Origin of the sequence: Xenorhabdus bharatensis (assembly GCF_037996705.1) — a bacterium.
GTDB classification, from domain to species: domain Bacteria; phylum Pseudomonadota; class Gammaproteobacteria; order Enterobacterales; family Enterobacteriaceae; genus Xenorhabdus; species Xenorhabdus bharatensis.
The window spans coordinates 21,361-37,739 of sequence record NZ_JBBMXG010000029.1; the positions used below are offsets into that span (position 1 = coordinate 21,361).

Annotated in this window: 20 protein-coding genes and 3 pseudogenes; 4 read left to right on the forward strand and 19 right to left on the reverse strand. The window is 38.8% G+C overall.

The window, feature by feature from the left end:
- Positions 1 to 11: 11 nt before the first annotated feature.
- The 5 genes from AAC855_RS19435 to AAC855_RS19455 all read right to left on the reverse strand — a co-directional run bounded on the left by AAC855_RS19435 (position 12) and on the right by AAC855_RS19455 (position 4,609).
- A complete protein-coding gene (locus AAC855_RS19435) occupies positions 12 to 398 on the reverse strand; it encodes an acyl-CoA thioesterase (RefSeq protein WP_340611769.1) in 387 nt (128 codons plus the stop codon).
- Positions 398 to 868 (reverse strand): hypothetical protein, encoded by a 471-nt coding sequence (locus AAC855_RS19440; RefSeq protein WP_340611771.1) that lies wholly within the window; start codon positions 866 to 868, stop codon positions 398 to 400. Before AAC855_RS19440 ends, AAC855_RS19435 begins: the two co-directional genes overlap by 1 nt.
- Entirely contained in the window at positions 850 to 1,425 is a 576-nt protein-coding gene (locus AAC855_RS19445; RefSeq protein ID WP_340611773.1) for a hypothetical protein, read from the reverse strand. Before AAC855_RS19445 ends, AAC855_RS19440 begins: the two co-directional genes overlap by 19 nt.
- Positions 1,426 to 2,261: 836 nt before the next feature.
- On the reverse strand, positions 2,262 to 3,614 hold the full coding sequence (gene gorA, locus AAC855_RS19450; RefSeq protein WP_340611775.1) for a glutathione-disulfide reductase: 1,353 nt from the start codon (positions 3,612 to 3,614) through the stop codon (positions 2,262 to 2,264).
- 152 nt (positions 3,615 to 3,766) lie between these two features.
- A complete protein-coding gene (locus AAC855_RS19455) occupies positions 3,767 to 4,609 on the reverse strand; it encodes a 23S rRNA (adenine(2030)-N(6))-methyltransferase RlmJ (protein WP_340611778.1) in 843 nt (280 codons plus the stop codon).
- Positions 4,610 to 4,820: 211 nt separating this feature from the next.
- Between AAC855_RS19455 and AAC855_RS19460 the strand changes: the two genes are divergently transcribed.
- A complete protein-coding gene (locus AAC855_RS19460; protein ID WP_340611780.1) occupies positions 4,821 to 5,174 on the forward strand; it encodes a DUF1090 family protein in 354 nt (117 codons plus the stop codon).
- Between the two features lie 38 nt (positions 5,175 to 5,212).
- Here AAC855_RS19460 and AAC855_RS19465 read toward each other — a convergent pair whose 3' ends face one another.
- From AAC855_RS19465 to tnpA, 10 genes and pseudogenes are all read right to left on the reverse strand, one after another.
- Positions 5,213 to 5,758 carry a hypothetical protein gene (locus AAC855_RS19465; protein ID WP_340611782.1) on the reverse strand — a complete coding sequence of 182 codons (546 nt, stop codon included), beginning with the start codon at positions 5,756 to 5,758 and terminating at the stop codon, positions 5,213 to 5,215.
- 610 nt (positions 5,759 to 6,368) lie between these two features.
- The gene (locus tag AAC855_RS19470) at positions 6,369 to 6,725 is read right to left on the reverse strand and encodes a hypothetical protein (RefSeq protein WP_340611784.1); all 357 of its coding nucleotides are present in this window, start codon (positions 6,723 to 6,725) and stop codon (positions 6,369 to 6,371) included.
- 39 nt (positions 6,726 to 6,764) lie between these two features.
- Complete coding sequence (locus tag AAC855_RS19475) at positions 6,765 to 7,628, reverse strand: NAD(P)H-hydrate dehydratase (RefSeq protein ID WP_340611786.1); 864 nt, start codon at positions 7,626 to 7,628, stop codon at positions 6,765 to 6,767.
- 227 nt (positions 7,629 to 7,855) lie between these two features.
- Positions 7,856 to 8,092, reverse strand: coding sequence for an RHS repeat-associated core domain-containing protein (locus AAC855_RS19480; RefSeq protein ID WP_340611807.1), 237 nt, complete (start codon positions 8,090 to 8,092; stop codon positions 7,856 to 7,858).
- A 152-nt stretch (positions 8,093 to 8,244) separates the two neighbouring features.
- Positions 8,245 to 9,279 carry a hypothetical protein gene (locus AAC855_RS19485; protein WP_340611788.1) on the reverse strand — a complete coding sequence of 345 codons (1,035 nt, stop codon included), beginning with the start codon at positions 9,277 to 9,279 and terminating at the stop codon, positions 8,245 to 8,247.
- A gap of 3 nt (positions 9,280 to 9,282) precedes the next feature.
- Positions 9,283 to 9,609 carry a hypothetical protein gene (locus AAC855_RS19490; RefSeq protein ID WP_340611790.1) on the reverse strand — a complete coding sequence of 109 codons (327 nt, stop codon included), beginning with the start codon at positions 9,607 to 9,609 and terminating at the stop codon, positions 9,283 to 9,285.
- Positions 9,610 to 9,777: 168 nt separating this feature from the next.
- Positions 9,778 to 9,960 (reverse strand): annotated as a pseudogene (locus AAC855_RS21705) (RHS repeat-associated core domain-containing protein); the annotation flags it as partial.
- 225 nt (positions 9,961 to 10,185) lie between these two features.
- Positions 10,186 to 11,199 carry a hypothetical protein gene (locus AAC855_RS19500; RefSeq protein ID WP_340611794.1) on the reverse strand — a complete coding sequence of 338 codons (1,014 nt, stop codon included), beginning with the start codon at positions 11,197 to 11,199 and terminating at the stop codon, positions 10,186 to 10,188.
- A 154-nt stretch (positions 11,200 to 11,353) separates the two neighbouring features.
- Entirely contained in the window at positions 11,354 to 11,737 is a 384-nt protein-coding gene (locus AAC855_RS19505) for a hypothetical protein (RefSeq protein WP_340611796.1), read from the reverse strand.
- A gap of 80 nt (positions 11,738 to 11,817) precedes the next feature.
- Positions 11,818 to 12,246 carry an IS200/IS605 family transposase gene (tnpA, locus tag AAC855_RS19510; protein ID WP_340611798.1) on the reverse strand — a complete coding sequence of 143 codons (429 nt, stop codon included), beginning with the start codon at positions 12,244 to 12,246 and terminating at the stop codon, positions 11,818 to 11,820.
- 132 nt (positions 12,247 to 12,378) lie between these two features.
- On the opposite strand from tnpA, the pseudogene AAC855_RS19515 reads away from it, so the two are divergent.
- Together AAC855_RS19515 and AAC855_RS19520 are read left to right on the forward strand one after the other, a co-directional pair.
- Positions 12,379 to 13,383 (forward strand): annotated as a pseudogene (locus AAC855_RS19515) (IS110 family RNA-guided transposase).
- A 280-nt stretch (positions 13,384 to 13,663) separates the two neighbouring features.
- Complete coding sequence (locus AAC855_RS19520; RefSeq protein ID WP_340611808.1) at positions 13,664 to 13,879, forward strand: SymE family type I addiction module toxin; 216 nt, start codon at positions 13,664 to 13,666, stop codon at positions 13,877 to 13,879.
- 167 nt (positions 13,880 to 14,046) lie between these two features.
- On the opposite strand, the gene AAC855_RS19525 is transcribed toward AAC855_RS19520, so the two are convergent.
- The 3 genes and pseudogenes from AAC855_RS19525 to AAC855_RS19540 all read right to left on the reverse strand — a co-directional run bounded on the left by AAC855_RS19525 (position 14,047) and on the right by AAC855_RS19540 (position 15,278).
- The gene (locus AAC855_RS19525) at positions 14,047 to 14,586 is read right to left on the reverse strand and encodes a DUF4303 domain-containing protein (RefSeq protein WP_340611800.1); all 540 of its coding nucleotides are present in this window, start codon (positions 14,584 to 14,586) and stop codon (positions 14,047 to 14,049) included.
- Between the two features lie 417 nt (positions 14,587 to 15,003).
- A pseudogene (locus AAC855_RS19535) lies at positions 15,004 to 15,192 on the reverse strand (RHS repeat-associated core domain-containing protein); the annotation flags it as partial.
- Positions 15,156 to 15,278, reverse strand: a complete 123-nt coding sequence (locus tag AAC855_RS19540) for a hypothetical protein (protein ID WP_340611801.1) — start codon at positions 15,276 to 15,278, stop codon at positions 15,156 to 15,158. The pseudogene AAC855_RS19535 and the gene AAC855_RS19540, both read right to left, overlap by 37 nt.
- A gap of 486 nt (positions 15,279 to 15,764) precedes the next feature.
- Between AAC855_RS19540 and AAC855_RS19545 the strand changes: the two genes are divergently transcribed.
- Positions 15,765 to 16,028, forward strand: coding sequence for a hypothetical protein (locus AAC855_RS19545; protein WP_340611802.1), 264 nt, complete (start codon positions 15,765 to 15,767; stop codon positions 16,026 to 16,028).
- A gap of 11 nt (positions 16,029 to 16,039) precedes the next feature.
- On the opposite strand, the gene AAC855_RS19550 is transcribed toward AAC855_RS19545, so the two are convergent.
- Positions 16,040 to 16,379, reverse strand: a 340-nt coding sequence (locus tag AAC855_RS19550) for a tyrosine-type recombinase/integrase (RefSeq protein WP_340611803.1), incomplete at its 5' end; no start/stop codon positions are given.

The following is a 16,379-nucleotide window of genomic DNA, read 5'->3' on the forward strand; positions in this document are numbered from 1 at the left end:
CACGATTATCTTTAGTCTTCAACTGCATTCATCACAATTTCAGGAACACTCGGACGCCCATTCACTAAACAAGTAGCGACAAACGTCGCATCAGCATACACAACGCCATCCACTAAAATTTGCTGTTCAAAATTAATCCGGTTACGCTTTTCATTTCTGGCGACTTTGCAGGTCACCTCCATTTGATTCCCTTTCTGGAGGCTTTTTCTAAAGCGCAGGCTATACTCAAGAATCATATGCATGCGCCCGGCTTTGAATTCTTCTTCTAAATCCAGACCTAACGCTTCTTTCATAAACGCATGCCGAGTCCATTCCAGATAAAACGGATAATAAAGCCCATCAACAACACCTTGAAAATCAACGTGCTGATCGTCCACCAAATACTCTTTAGAAAACATCACAGATCCTTAAAATAATTTAACAGTGCAAATCTCATCGGAAAGAGTAAACCTTCAAAATCCTTTTTAGAAGTATCCTCTCCTGTACATACATTTATTGCCATACTGGTATTATCAGTCAGACCATAAATGAAACTGATGCCATGAAATATATTGTGCTTTCTTCTTTCTTCATCAATGACATTATTTACATCATTCTTTAAAACGTCATCCCATATAACGGTACTGACATCGCCACCCTTTATTTTTGTCAGTTCCAGACCAATTTTTATTAGTAGGCTGTCTTTATGTACTCCATCGTAATAAAACTTCTGGTCCCAACCCGCATATCCGTTACTCTGATGAGCTGATACATTATTATTTTCGACTAACAGAGTGGATACATATGTGACACGTTCAAAATTATTAAGAAACTTAATCACCTCATTACTATGACGATGAAAGTCTATTTTTATTTTTTTTGAATCCATTTGACCCTCCTACACTCGGTTATATTAGATTTATTCAATGTCATATCAAACTTACCCGATATAATAATCTGTTTTTCATCCATGATGGTCACTACACCAATTCTTACTCCTTCATCATATCTTACATAACATAACTTATTATTGTTTGATTCAATATTATTATCATCAGAGATAATACAGAACTCTCCAAAATTGATATATGGCTCTCCATACTGACCACCAACCTGAACTAATTCAACATCAGGTAATGTACGGCTCGCCATTATAAATAAAGTATCTTCATCCAACTTAGTATATTCTGCGAATTGCGGAGGAAAACCTTCGCCCGTCAAAATCCATTGCGGCTCTACCTGAAGACCATTTTCTTTGAAAAAGTCTGAGACATGGCTTATTACATGGTTTTTTCTTACCGGAAAAGAACTTCCCGACTCCCAGCGCGTATACGTGGCATACGAGATATCTTCTCCTTTATCGTGTATATAATCCACCACGTCATGTGTCGTCGTTCCAGTCGCGGCTCTACAGCATTTCAAACGCTTACCAATAGTATCCAGCATTCTTTTCGCCTGTTACGTGTTTTACTATAGTTTGATTTTAAAAGAATAAACACCAAATTCAGGCGTTATTACATTACAATTAATGCGATTTTATTGCATTAATTATTTATCATATGCTAGTCTCTAACTCACTAAGGCTTTTAGTGTTAAAAACTAACATAATTATCACACTTAATGCTATTAGGGCAACACAACCCATTTATTCTCACTTTGATTTACATATGAAAAAATAACAGATGAGACTTTTAAAGGAAGTGTTAGCTATGAAATCTTGGTATTTATTAAGTAATAGAACAAAAAACACTCATCACATCAACATGCAAATAAACTCACTTTGCATGGCAGTTTATTATCACGCAAAAAACCATATTTCATATAAAAAGGCTCATAATGATATATATATCACATGGGAACATTTAGCGTTTCTCTATTGTGCTCCTCAAAATCCCATAACAACGAAAAAGTCTCCTTTTGTGATTAAATCATCCAAGAACATTTGCCATAATAAATTTTAAAATAAGTGTATTAAATTAACTTTGAATTAAACCATCATAAAATAAAAACCAATAATATATATATATTTCATAAAACAAATAACATCTCCAGCACCAGGGGACATTTACATCAGGGAAACCAAAAAACACAGACCTTAATATAATAAAAATCGATTTTACTATGTTAGTTAATAATAATATCTAGCTAAAAATGGCTTCTCAGAGTACAGGCTCTCATTGACAAGCTGCCGGAAAGTATCAACCTTATTTAGGATGAGTCAGTAGCAATAAAAAAGCCAGAATACTTCTGGCTTTTTCGGGAATATTCGTTATAAAAGAAGATTATCTCATCGTCACAAACTCTTCCGCCGCAGTCGGATGAATAGCCACGGTATTATCAAAGTCTTTTTTCGTCGCACCCATTTTCAGGGCAACAGCAAAGCCTTGCAGGATTTCATCCATACCAAAGCCTATTCCGTGAATACCGACAATCTTCTCATTTTCACCAGCACAAACCAGTTTCATACGGCATGGCTGACGGTGCTGTGTCACTGCGGTATACATTGCGGTAAAGGACGAAGTATAAACTTTAACTTGATCATCACCGTATTGCGCTTTCGCCTGTGGCTCCGTCAGGCCGATTGTGCCGATTGGCGGATGGCTGAAGACCACTGTTGGCACATTGGTATAATCCAGATGTTCATCCGGCTTATTGTTAAACAGACGCTCTGATAAACGACGACCTGCCGCTACCGCAACTGGTGTCAGCTCTACAGCCCCTGTATTATCGCCCACCGCATAAATACCGTTTACATTGGTATTCTGATACTTATCAACCTGAATATAGCCTGATTCATTCAACGCCACACCAGCAGCAGACAGATTCAGATTATCTGTCGCAGGCTCGCGCCCAATCGCCCAAATCAGCGTATCAACCGTCTGTTCTCTGCCATCCTGTAATTGCAGAGTCAGGCTGCCATCAGCATTTTTTATCACGGCCTTTGGTACCGCTTCCGTATGCAGATTCGGCCCTTCATTTTTGATAACTTCCAGCAATGTATTGACGATCAGCGGATCAAAAGAACGTAATGGTGCATGTTTGCGTACAAACAGATGTGTTTCGCTACCTAATGCATTCAAAACACCGGCAATTTCCACCGCAATATAACCCGCACCTACGACAGCAACACGCTTAGGCATTTCTTCCAGCTCGAAGAAGCCATCCGAGTCAATACCGTATTCTGCACCAGGAATAGCCGGGTTTTTAGGGCGGCCACCGGTCGCAATCAATATATGATCGGCGGTAATTATTTCGCCGTTCACCTCAACAGTCTTTGCATCAACAAAGCGAGCAAACCCCTGAATAACATCAACATTATTATTATCCAGCACACGCTCATACGAAGAGTGGATTCGGTCAATATAGGATGTACGGCTGGCAATCAGTTTTTTCCAGTCAAAACGATTGATTGTGGCATCAAAACCATAATCAGAGCCATATTGATGAATAGATTCCGCAATCTGGGCAGCGTGCCACATCACTTTCTTCGGTACGCAACCCACATTAACACATGTTCCACCCAGTGCTTTTGCTTCAATCAGGGCACATTTCTGCCCATACATGGCCGCACGGTTAATGGAGGCAATACCACCGCTGCCACCACCAATTGCAATATAATCGTAATGTTTACTCATCTTAGGCACTTCCGTCTAATCAATTAACCTACTGACTACAATTTAATCGTAACGTATATTATGACAAAAAGTTATCACTATGCATGATGATTGTGGCTTTCGTTGTCATAGGCTAGAGCTATCAAATTGATGCTCCATGCTGGAAAATAGTCTTATTCCGGTACAATCCACTCGACTGAGGTATGCCCTGTGCCTTCAGGGATCAGTACCTGATGTAACCAAGGCAGCACAGCGTTCATCTGCTGTTCCAACTTCCACGGCGGATTGATCACAATCATGCCGGATGCAGTCATACCACGCTGATCACTATCCGGACGCACACCAAGCTCAATCTGCAAAATTTTGCGGATCCCGGTTTTTTCCAAATCTTTAACTAAACGCTTAATCTGCTGGCGGAGCACAACCGGATACCACAACGCATAAGTCCCCGTCGCAAAACGTTTATATCCTTCCAAAATCCCCTTAACCACATTCTGATAATCCGATTTCAGCTCATAAGGAGGATCTATCAGCACCAACCCACGGCGAGTTTTAGGAGGTAATTTTGATTTCAGCTGTTGATAGCCATCTTCACGCAGAACGCGGGCACGTCTGTCACGGGAGAACTCACTACGCAATAAAGGAAAATCACTTGGATGCAATTCACTCAGGTTAAGTTCATCATATTCGCGCAATAAATGACGGGCAATTAATGGAGAACCGGGGTAATAACGCAAAACACCATGCTGGTTCAGAGCCTTTACCACTTTCATATAGCCGGACAATTCTTGAGGAATATCATCACGCTGCCAAATACGGGCAATCCCTTCCAGGTACTCGCCAGTACGTTCGGCATGTTCGCCACTGAGCTGATAACGGCCTGCGCCTGCGTGGGTATCCAGATAAAGGAAAGGCTTCTCTTTTTCCTTAAGTGACTCAATGATAAGACTTTGGACAGTGTGTTTTAGCACATCAGCATGGTTGCCTGCATGGAAGCTGTGACGATAACTTAGCATTCGATTTTCAAACCCCGGGAGAGAAATATTGATAACTTGCCTGATGGCTGATCAGACAACAAAAAAGCATTATGCCTCATTCTCGCGAAAAAAGATAAACGCCTCCATTTTGCCCCTCGTCAGTTGTAACTAACGTCTAATTTTCAGGAACAAATCCCGATCAGCATATAAAATTTTGAATATGCATTTCAAATCAGACTAGGAATAGTTCATGAAGTCGAAGACTATGATCTTGGCTGTATTAGGTGTTTTCAGTATGAATATTGCCTATGCAACATCAACTAAAGCGGAGTGCGACAACAAACAGAAGACATTAGAGAAACAGCTCCAATATGCAAAAAATGATATGGATGAAAGATTAATTGCCGGGTTAACCAGAACACTGGAAAGCCTGAATGCAGCCTGCGAGTGGGAGAGACGCCTGAAAGTTGCACAAGAGCAACATTCCAAACTGAAAAATAATCCCACCTCTGCTAAGCCATCATCCAAAAAAAATTCACAATCCCGTTCAGAACAAAAAGCAAAAAAGAAAATTAAAAAAGTGCAGGCCAAAAAGAAGAAGTAGACCTGCACTGAAGCACCAACCAATAGCCGGATATATATTTACAAGTTTTTCTCTCTCACCTGCTGTGAATTAGAAGGCGATAGCTTATAGTAAACTTTATCGTCATCTGTGAGTGGTTTATTCTCAATTTTCATTGAAAGGATTGCATTATCTTTGGAGACCGCATAATAGTTGAAATAATTTTCTTTCCCGTCATAAGGATACTGAAAATCTGGTTTCAATAGTTTTTTTTCATACGATCTTATGTAGGGATCATATTCATCTTCATAAACTACCTGTTTATTTCTGACAAAAATAATCTTATAAAAAAGGCTCGCTTTTCCTTTAAATGCCGCTCCGATAATATTCTCAATATCCTTATGCCCCATCCCCTTATCAATAATATACATTTTATCCCAATCAAAAGGGACGATTTTATTCATATCAATCAGACAAGCCGTGTTTTTCTGGCAGTGCCTATCAGCATAATCGATAATGCCCAACTTACTGTTATTATATGATAAAGAAAAAAAGAAAACGACAACACCCAATATTAACGAAAGTGCAACAATATTATTTTTGTTGATAACATGGAAAAGCATCATTCCCCCTTCATATATCAAATCAGATATGAAAAAACGGTTTTTAAATCCCTAATTTGGTAATCAACCTGTTAAATTTCCATATGAATTCCATCGTAATATCCCAATTTCATAACTAATCTCATTTATCGATAAAAGTAGTAAAAACATTCCTACCTGCTCTTGATCAGCAGCTTTATTTAGTAAATATATAATGATGTTATGAGGACCTAACTTTAATCTGTGAATATGGCTCCACATGACTCATAGTAGCGACTACGCCACACTACCATTCCATGTTTTTACTGAGGATTTACAAAGTAACCAACCTCTTTTTTATTATTTTCAGCATAAAAAGCACTATGCAGGGGGTGCTTTATGCAAGGGAAGAGTATATTAAGTTTACTGACAATCTTTCAAGTTTCAAATAGAAAAATTTGATAAACAAATCATAAATGAGACGAATTGTCGCTAATGTTATTTAGTGATAACTCTTAATTAATTAATTTAATTGTATTTTTTAGTTGAAAAAATAAAAAAACACTATGTAAAACAAAAGAAATACATAACGTAACTAATTAAACTGGTGATATTTCCAATATACATTAACTATCATAGTTAATAACACTGAAAATCAATAATTAAATACACCATTCTCCGAAAAAATCAACTTCCCATTTTTTGAAATATATAAAATCCCTTGTTGGTAAATGGTATATGTCATATTTTTATGCTTAAACATATATCCATAGAAAGAACAGCTCCCTGTGTCACAATTTCTATTCATAGTGTGCCCTCTCATTGTCAGTGAAGTATGATCTTTCTTATTTGTCACAACAGACTTCACATCCTCGCAACTTACGTCCCCCTCAGGGCAAAAACTATAAATAGCAACGTGATAAGTCTTTGTCTCAAAAATAGTTGCATCATCTGCAAATGATACCTGTGAAAATATGAAAAGCATAAAAACTAACAGTATTTTTTTCATCATTGTCGCCGACTCCTTAATAGTCAGTTTTTAATTCAGCCATTATATATCGTGATGAGTTATTTGGTTTCTTATTTTTCTGACATAATCAATAAGTTCATGGGCTGTCAGACCTATCGGCCCGACCCCATCCGCAACCAGCATATCAGCCGCTTTACCATGTAACCAAACCCCAGCTCGTACCGCTTCCTCAAATGGAATACTCTGAGCAAGCAGACTACCGATAATACCGGAAAGCACATCCCCACTACCAGCAGTCGCCAAGCCACTATTACCTGTTTCATTTACCCACGTTCGCCCATCCGGTGCTGCAATCACAGTACGATGACCTTTAAGTACTACCCAGCAACCATACCGGGTACTCAAAGCTTGTGCCGAACCCAGCCTGTCAGACTGAATAGATTGAGAATTTGTCTGTAACAACCTCGATGCTTCTTTCGCATGAGGCGTGATAACTGTTTTATCCGAAAGCACAATTTTGCGTGGGAATTTTGCCAAAATATTTAAACCGTCAGCATCAATCAGTACTTTTTCACCTTGATGGATATGGTTAATCATTTTCTGTATAAAACTAACCGCCTCAGCAGAAGTCCCTAGTCCACAACCAATTACCCACGCAGATGGAAGCTCACCTTCAAAAAGCTGGCTTGCTTTATTCAATATCAATTCCGGTACAGTATCTATCAGTTGGACAGCAAGGGGTTCCTGATTAAAACCGATAATAACCTTCCCACACCCACTTTTTAACGCAGCTGTACCAGCAAGAACACAAGCACCACTCATAGTTTCTGCCCCGCCGATAATATTCAGAGTCCCGAAAGTACCTTTATGACTATCTTCAGGCCTGGGTAATGTTAGTGTTGGAAACCAATCAGATACTTGCTTTTTTTCATCCTGAGTTATCATTCATGCACCTCTCAATTTTATGTTCGCTTGTTGCCTCTCGACCCAATGTAATTGTATGAACAAGTCGCTCGTGTTATCCGCTATTTTTAATGAGTGAAATGTGATTGATATCCCTTTTTAAGTGGGAAACAGAATAGCTTTTGTCTGATGTGCTGGGTTTGGGGAACGTTTTATGAGTTAAAAAGAGCTGACAAGTACTAAAATAGTATCCTGATCTATTTATCACTTCACTCCTTTGATTTTCGATTCTGAAGTATCATATGGTATTCCTTCGGCTTTTTCTTTGCCAATCCCAGAGGATCAATCTCTCCCGTTGGATTTGATACATAACCGTAAGTATTGACTCCACCTTGAATGCCTATCGGATCTGGTGTTAGGTAACAGCCCGCTATAGGTGAATAATATCTGAACCGATTATAGAAGAGACCACTCTCTTCATCCAACCACTGGCCAATAAATTCCAGTCCTAAAACAAATTCTAAATTTTCTTTCCCTTAAAAAATAAGCGTCCAGTGCTCCCATTTTGCTTTATTAAATAACAACAAGATGAGAGCACTGAACGCTTACAAAACCTCATAGGTTCATGTGAGTTTTTAAAGCTTATGAGAAACTACAATTATCTATCAAGTAAGAAATCGCTTTCTTCTACTTTTTCTAAATATTCTTCTAAATTTAATCCATCAAATGTGTCTTTCCATACACAAAATCCAATATCTATTACTAATGATAATATCTTTAGAAAAATGTCTCCATGATCAGATAAAAATGATTTCAATAATAAAATTTCATCTGGGTTGTTTTTTAACACAAAAAAAGAATAATTTCTTATAATTAAATGAGAAACGAATATTTCGCTAGAAGATTGAGAATCTCTAACACAATTTTTAAGTACATTTAAAATAATCTTTTTATCATTTTGGTAAGATTCTAAAAAGTAATATCCGTCAATATATTCTTCATTTATTTCATCAAATTTAAAATCATAGACTTCACTTTCCCCCAATATAAAATCAATACATTCATGTAACATGAGATTAATGAAATCCAAAAGTTCCAATGATTTTTTTGGTAGTGAAAATGATCTAATAATGTCACATAACCTATCAACCAATTCATGAATAGGATAAGAGGCCCCACCTTCTGCCGTATATGTTAATACACTGTTTTTTATAGATAATTTATCATAAGCAAGATCCCAAACCCACATCTCAAAAAGTAACTTCCTTATAAAAAAAAGACGGATATCATCATTTCCTTTATAATGTGAAGATTGATATTGGTAGTGAAATTTAGCCAATTCTTTCCTGTAAGAATTAACTTCCTTATTAATATCAAAAATAAAAAAAACCCGGCTAAAAATCAGATCAATATTATAATAATCTATACTAGAAAACCCCAATATTTCCTTTTCTTCCATTAGATTATCAGGAATAACCTCCCAGTATCTTTGAGGCATATATTCCCTAAACAGAGAACCCCAAGAGATTAATTCAATAGAATCTTTATTATATTGCCTTTTAAAGCATAACTTCATGTTTTTTTTCTTTTTATAATCAAAATAATTTTCATAAAATAAAAATTGATGATCAAAAGGCAGTGCATTTTCGTTAAAAAAAGATTCAACTTTATACTTATAAATTGAACGTAGCATTGCTTACCCTCCTTTTTTTCCTTTACATACAGTAATTGGCTTTGATTTACCGTATTTTTTACCTACTCTTGTTTGATATTCAGTGCTAACTATTTCCTCATTGAACTCCTTTAACACATTTACTCCAATTCCACGGACACCTGCCTCATTTCTTTTATAGAGAACTTTATTTGGTGCACCTGCTTCACCATCATAAAACCTTTCAGCGTCTATCCCGTTCTTCATATCTAACATCCTAAATCCTTTTTCCGTGATTCTATAAGTTACTCTATGTATGTTCTCTGTTGGATTAGGATTAACCTCCCCTGTTTTATATTGTTCTGTTGGCACATTAATCCAACGGGCCACACGGGGGCTGTCTATATGCAACACAATTTTTCCTCATGCCTTTTTAATATTTTCCAATTCTTCAGTACAAACATGTCGCACAATTTCATAAGTTTCCTCTTTGACCTTCGGTTCTGGAGCAGTCCTTCTAGGATCTTCCTTCGGTTTTTTCTTCGCCAAGCCCAGAGGATCAATCTCTCCCGTTGGGTTCGATACATAACCGTAAGTATTGACTCCACCTTGAATGCCTATCGGGTCTGGTGTTAGGTAACAGCTCGCTATAGGTGAATAATATCTGAACCGATTATAGAAGAGACCACTCTCTTCATCCAACCACTGGCCGGCATATTGCAATCATCAAACTCGTAATTTTCTTCTCCCTAAAAATAAACGCCCAGTGATCCCATATTTCTTTATTAGATAACAAAAAGATGGGAGCACTGGACGCTTACAAAAACTTTATAGAATTATATTAATTTTTATTACATATAGAAACTTCAATTATCTATCAAGTAAAAAATCGCTTTTTTCTATTTTCTATTTTCTATTTTCTATTTTCTATTTTCTATTTTCTATTTTCTATTTTCTATTTTCTATTTTCTCTAGATATTTTTCTATATGTAACCCATCGAAATCATCCTCTGATACATAAAAACCAATATCTATTACTAATGATAACAGGTTGATAAATGATTTTTCATCATTTTCTAAAAAGTATTTCAAAAACAATATTTCATCAGGACTATCTTTTAAAACAAAGAAAGAATAGTTCATTACTATCATATGAGAAATGAATAACTCACAAAAAGATTGAGAATCACGAGTGCAATCTTTAAGCACATTAAAAATCATTTCTTTGTTGTTTTCATAAGCATCTAAAAAACAATTAGCATTAATATATTTTTCATTAGCATCATAAAATCCGAAGTAATATTTAACATTTTTACCCAATAACAAATCAATACATTCATGCATCATCTTATTGACATATAAAAGCATATTAACAAGATATTCAGGTAGTGAAAATGAATTAATCATATTACACAAATGATCAATGAGATCATGAAAGTTATAGGAACCTCCATTTTCTCCCGAATATATTAACTCGTTATTAATTATGGATAAGTTATCATAGGCAAGATCCCAAATCCACATTTCACCTAATAATCTTTTCAAAAATGAAAGACGTATAACATCATTGCCATAGTAATTTATCACTTGATAATGACAATAAAACTTCGTTAGCTCTTTTCTATAAGAACAAAGTTCCATGTTAATATCAAAAATTGAAAACATTCTATTAGCCATCAAACTAATATTATAATAATCTATATCTTTTATTTTTATTTCTTCATTTTCAAAGAAATCCTCTTTCATTTCATTCCAATATTCTGTAGGCACATATTCACTAAACAGAACGTCCCATGAACTTGCCTGAATATATCCTCTATCAAACTCATTTTTAAAACATAGCTCCTTATCATTTTCAAACTCTTCATCATCAGAATAATAACATAGAAAATGATTATTCAAAGGCGATATTGTTTTACTAAAAAATGAATTAACTTTATATTTGTAAATAAAAGGCAACATTATTCATCCTCCTTTATTTTTCCTTTTACATTCAATGAGAGGTTTTCCAGCGATTTACTTCACTATTTATGCATGTGACTGGAAAATTAAAAATGCAAATATCATATTATATGATATTTGCAAAAATAAAATATAAGAATCTAAATTTCCATTATTACTTTATTAAAAAATCACTTTTTTCTACCCTCTCTAAACTCCCCTCTAAATTTAATCCATTAAACTTATCCTCTGAAATATAAAACCCAACATCTATCACTAATGACAATATCTTCATAAAAGTTTCCTCATTGCTACTGAGAAACGACTTCAACAATAGTATTTCACTTGGATTATCTTTTAATACTAAGAATGAATAGTTCATGATGATCATATGCAAGACAAACAAATCATTAAACGTATTATTTTCAGAAACACAGTTGGAAATAACATGAAAAATTTCATTTTTGTTTTGTTTATAAGATTTTTCAAAATGAGATAAATCCATGTATTTTACATAAACATTATCAAATTTAAAATCACATAACCCTCTTTTACCCAAACTCAACAACCACCGACTAAAGTCGGTGGGTTAGAGATTAACGGACTGAAAGTCCGGATACGCATCGGCTAAACGATGCGTCAATTATCCAGCCTGAAGTGATCATTCGGGTTCGGTTCAAAATGATGCGCCAGATAGGACTTTATCATCTCTTCCGTTAACTGACCTACCGTCGTACAAAAATAGCCTCTACCCCAAAAATGCTGACCCCAGTAACGCTTTTTCAAGTGAGCAAACTCTTCAAACAACTTACTTGCTGTTCTTCCTTTTATTCGCCTTATGATTTCTGAGGGCGCTAAGCTCGGAGGACAACTCACCAGTATATGTACATGGTCTCTGCTCACGACCCCTTCTACTATACTGATTTCAAACGCTTCACAGGTCTGACGAACTAGCTCTCTCACCCGTAAGCCAACTTCACCTGTTAGCACTTTGTGCCTGTATTTTGTTACCCACACAAAATGATACTCAATCTGAAATACCGTGTGGTCGCCATATCTGTAATCCATATTGCACCTCTCGTGCAACACAGTATCGCAGCTAAAGCTGACCGACTAAAGTCGGTGGTTAATGAAATGGTCACCCTCACCCTACCAGCAGTATATTAATAGGGTGATTATCTTTGATAAGAGGCCATCATCATGAACACCATCACACTCATGGGTATCGATCTCGGCAAACATATCTTTCACATCCATTGCCGGGATAAATCAGGAAAAGCCCTCCTACGTAAAAAGTTTATGCGAAACAAATTGATGGAGTTTCTATCCAGATGCCATTCTACCACCATTGTCATGGAAGCCTGTGCTGGTGCTCATTTCATGGCAAGACGGATAACTGCTCTGGGGCATGAAACTAAACTGATTTCGCCCCAGTTTGTCCGACCTTTTGTTAAAAGTAACAAGAATGATTTTATTGATGCCGAAGCAATATGCGAAGCCGCATCACGCCCTTCAATGCGTTTTGTTCAACCACGAACTGAAGTTCAACAAGCAATGCGGGCATTACATCGGGTCAGGGAGTCACTTGTCAGGGATAAGATCAAAACAACTAATCAGATACATGGCTTCTTACTCGAGTTTGGGATTAGCCTAACGAAGGGATAAGCTATTATGAAACGCTTATCGTGTGTGTTGACAGAGCACGAACTCCCAGATTATCTGATCCGATTGCTGATGCAATTACACGCCCATTATCGCTATATTGTTGAACGAATAGTCGAGTTAGAGTCTGAACTAAAGCACACGATCGCAACGGACGACACTGCCCTGCGTCTTATGACTATCCCCGGTGTGGGTTTAATCACAGCCAGTTTACTTTCTTCACAGTTAGGGAATGGCCGACAATATGCCAAAAGTCGTGATTTTGCGGCATCAACATGATTAGTTCCCAAGCAATATAGCACGGGAGGAAAAAATACCCTGCTAGGTATCAGTAAACGGGGAAATAAAAACTTGCGGAGACTCTTGGTTCAATGCGCACGAGTATTTATGCAACGATTGGATAATTATTCAGGAAAACTGGCTGACTGGGTCAAGCAGCAACTTGAACGAAAACACTCCAATGTCGTGGCTTGTGCACTGGCGGATAAATTGGCTCGGATAGCTTGGGTAATCACAACACAGCGCACGATATTTATCGTTTGATTCTGCGTCATTATTAATAAATTTAAACGTTACCCCACTGGTTTTGCGAAGACTAATTGAAGACTAATTATTGATGACATAAACGGCCTATCGGCCTGATGAGAAACCTAAAGGTTAAGATGGCTTATTAAAGCCTAGTGATTTTTTAGGAACATCAGGCGCGGAATTCATCGAGGCGCGGGCATCCTTGCCTATAGTGACGCCGGATAGATTTAATCAAGCCCAACATTCATTAAAATTTGCGTTGCAAAAACGAGGGTGACCATAGATTTAACCTTTCATATGGAAAAATAAAGCCGCCAAAACCGAACGTTATTACACCGTGGGATACGTGCCGCAAAATGACAAAGAAGCTGCACCACCTGCCATTCATCTTAAAGGCCAGTGGCTTAAGGCAGCCGGGTTCGATAAGGGTTGCATCCTCATCGTGAAGATTATGGAGGGCTGTCTGGTGCTCATTCCCGACAGCGACGACACCTGCAACATTAAACAATAGTACCAACGCCAGCAAGACCAGCTCAGTGAGATTAAGCTGCGGATGCGGGAACTGATTGGAGATTATAAAATAGGATAACTATTTCTTATTTTAACGAAAAATAACGCTAGCAATGATGCCAGCGTTATCAAATTTACCACAAAAATATATTTCTGAATGAGTTATTTCTATAGCTCATTTTTAACCCATTCAGTGAGTTCCTTTTTAATAATGGACTCATTCAATGGTTTGTTCCAATTTAATATTTCTTTCTCATCATAGCCATCACTCAGCATAAATAAATATATTGTTAATTTTGGCTTTTGAAATATATTCTCATCAATACAATATCTGATTGCATTCAAACAAGCTTTAATAACATCATCTCTACCATCATCTTCTTCAAATTCATCACTCATAGAAAAAGCCATCATCTGTGACGACACAGAAGCAAAAGCAGTGTTTTTGTACAGATATTCATCATCACCTTCAGAAATAGTTTCACTAAACCATTCTGCTGGACTGTACTTATACGTCAGAGGATATTCATCATCTTTTACTGACTCAAAGTGCATATTTGTATTAAATAGTAAAGAAAGAGACATAAAACTTTCATCTGTGTATAAACAAAAAGAATTTATATCCTCCCAATAATCTTGCCCTTTTATATGCCTTACAGCATTAGAAATGCTGTCAATAATGTCTTTTTCTAGCTTTCGAAAATCCATAAATATACTCCGGTACTATAATATTTTATCTTTTGCGAACAATTCACCTAGTTCTGCCAAGGCATCTTTTATTGACCTACCCGAAGATACCGCCTCTTTTAATACATCATTAACTTTTTTCGCTGCTTCTACGCTATGGTTTTTGTTTGGTGCCCATACAAGGTTCTCAATTCCATATTTAGGATCAATTCCAGCTTCTCTCAGGATTCTCTGGCTATCTTTAATATATGGCTTAGCTGCGGCAGGGCCTTTTTGGAAGACTATATGGTGCGCATGCGGTCTCCACATTCCTGTAGGTGGGGTTGTTCCTGTCAACTTGGTCAAATATTTCCCCCACGAACCACCTTTACTTTTTAATAATTTACCTGCTGATAACGCAGTATGTCCTTGTTTTCTAAATTCCTTATACCGCGCATATCTTTCAGGACATGGAGCCAATCCTAACGGGTCAACCCATCCTGTAGGATTATGTACGTAGGAATACGGGTTAAATCCACCCTGTAATCCAATCGGATCCGGCGTCAGATACTGCCCTGCCACCGGCGAGTAATACCGGAACCGGTTGTAGACTAACCCGCTCTCCTCATCCAGCCACTGACCGGCGAAGGGTCATCAGCTCCGAGGCAGTCATACCCGTAGGATAGCGCTAGCCCGCGCAGGGCAAGGCTTTCAGCGGGACACGTTTCGCCCATTTTGCCCCGATCATTTTTTTGACCCCGACGTGCAGTTTGGGATTATTTTTCACTTCTGGCAACGGGCGAACGCTGCCCGGTTTACCGGACGGCGGGCGCTCGTTCTGCGGGTGCGGGTGGCAGAGAACCCGCAAGCGGCGCATTGCGACGCTCTCAGGCACTGAAGCTCAGGATCTGGCCCGGTTTTGAGGTGATGCTTGATTCAAGGGAAGCCCCCTCAGGGGGCTGCACGGGGCGGAGATGGCGAGCACGGTAACGAGCAAGGAGCTTGCGACTGCGAGCCGGGCGCAGCCAGTGCAGTGGGGTCGGGGCGGGGGAGGTAAATTAACGGAGGCCGCAGGCCGACCTGCCTACAGGGTTGTTGGCCTGAGCCAGGTCAGGCAGCTAAAGACGACGTGATTTTGCCGGAATGTAGCACAGTGCTTAAGATTGGCGCTGAGTTTGCCAAATTGGTGCGCCGGTGCTGACAGCATAAGGCGCAGCCTTGTGCGGCGGCACCCTGCGATGCCGAATAGCGGGGGCGCCAGACATAATGTGTATTATACGCTGCGAGCCGCTCTTCGATGCCGTGAACTGGCAGCGGAGCCGCCCGGTGAGTGGCGTATAATTCCCCGACATTATGTTGAGTGGGCTTTGGGCGGCCTGCACATTTTTAACGGAGACACGATTGCTCAGGCCGACCATTGCCCACGTACCCCCGCAGACTCTGATGTCAACGGGCAGTCCGGCCACGGTCTGCCCCCGCACTGATCCCTGCGAACTCAACGGGGACTGGCGGGCTGTCCGGTGCACGGGGGTTTCCGTTTGGCGTCCGGCTTTCCGTTGGCACGGCCTGAGCCGCTCTCTGACGTTGATTTTGTCGGATTATCACGCTCTGCCGGGTGTGTCTGTTGATGCACTTCTTTCAGGTGTCCGATAGCGACCCGCATATAAATTTGCGTCGTTTCCAGACTGGCATGGCCTAATATGGCCTGGATATGCCGCGTATCGGCGCCGTTCTCCAGCATCTGCGTGGCCATCGCATGGCGGAACAGGTGACAACCGCCCGGTTTTTCAACCTCAGCACGATGAAGCGCATTGCGGACTATCTGCGTCAGGCTG

Coding starts and splice junctions, on each gene's coding strand:
- AAC855_RS19435 (WP_340611769.1), bottom strand. CDS start 398: ATGTTTTCTAAAGAGTATTTGGTGGACGATCAGCACGTTGATTTTCAA.
- AAC855_RS19440 (WP_340611771.1), bottom strand. CDS start 868: ATGGATTCAAAAAAAATAAAAATAGACTTTCATCGTCATAGTAATGAG.
- AAC855_RS19445 (WP_340611773.1), bottom strand. CDS start 1,425: ATGCTGGATACTATTGGTAAGCGTTTGAAATGCTGTAGAGCCGCGACT.
- gorA (WP_340611775.1), bottom strand. CDS start 3,614: ATGAGTAAACATTACGATTATATTGCAATTGGTGGTGGCAGCGGTGGT.
- AAC855_RS19455 (WP_340611778.1), bottom strand. CDS start 4,609: ATGCTAAGTTATCGTCACAGCTTCCATGCAGGCAACCATGCTGATGTG.
- AAC855_RS19460 (WP_340611780.1), top strand. CDS start 4,821: ATGAAGTCGAAGACTATGATCTTGGCTGTATTAGGTGTTTTCAGTATG.
- AAC855_RS19465 (WP_340611782.1), bottom strand. CDS start 5,758: ATGATGCTTTTCCATGTTATCAACAAAAATAATATTGTTGCACTTTCG.
- AAC855_RS19470 (WP_340611784.1), bottom strand. CDS start 6,725: ATGATGAAAAAAATACTGTTAGTTTTTATGCTTTTCATATTTTCACAG.
- AAC855_RS19475 (WP_340611786.1), bottom strand. CDS start 7,628: ATGATAACTCAGGATGAAAAAAAGCAAGTATCTGATTGGTTTCCAACA.
- AAC855_RS19485 (WP_340611788.1), bottom strand. CDS start 9,279: ATGCTACGTTCAATTTATAAGTATAAAGTTGAATCTTTTTTTAACGAA.
- AAC855_RS19500 (WP_340611794.1), bottom strand. CDS start 11,199: ATGTTGCCTTTTATTTACAAATATAAAGTTAATTCATTTTTTAGTAAA.
- tnpA (WP_340611798.1), bottom strand. CDS start 12,246: ATGGATTACAGATATGGCGACCACACGGTATTTCAGATTGAGTATCAT.
- AAC855_RS19525 (WP_340611800.1), bottom strand. CDS start 14,586: ATGGATTTTCGAAAGCTAGAAAAAGACATTATTGACAGCATTTCTAAT.
- AAC855_RS19540 (WP_340611801.1), bottom strand. CDS start 15,278: ATGGGCGAAACGTGTCCCGCTGAAAGCCTTGCCCTGCGCGGGCTAGCG.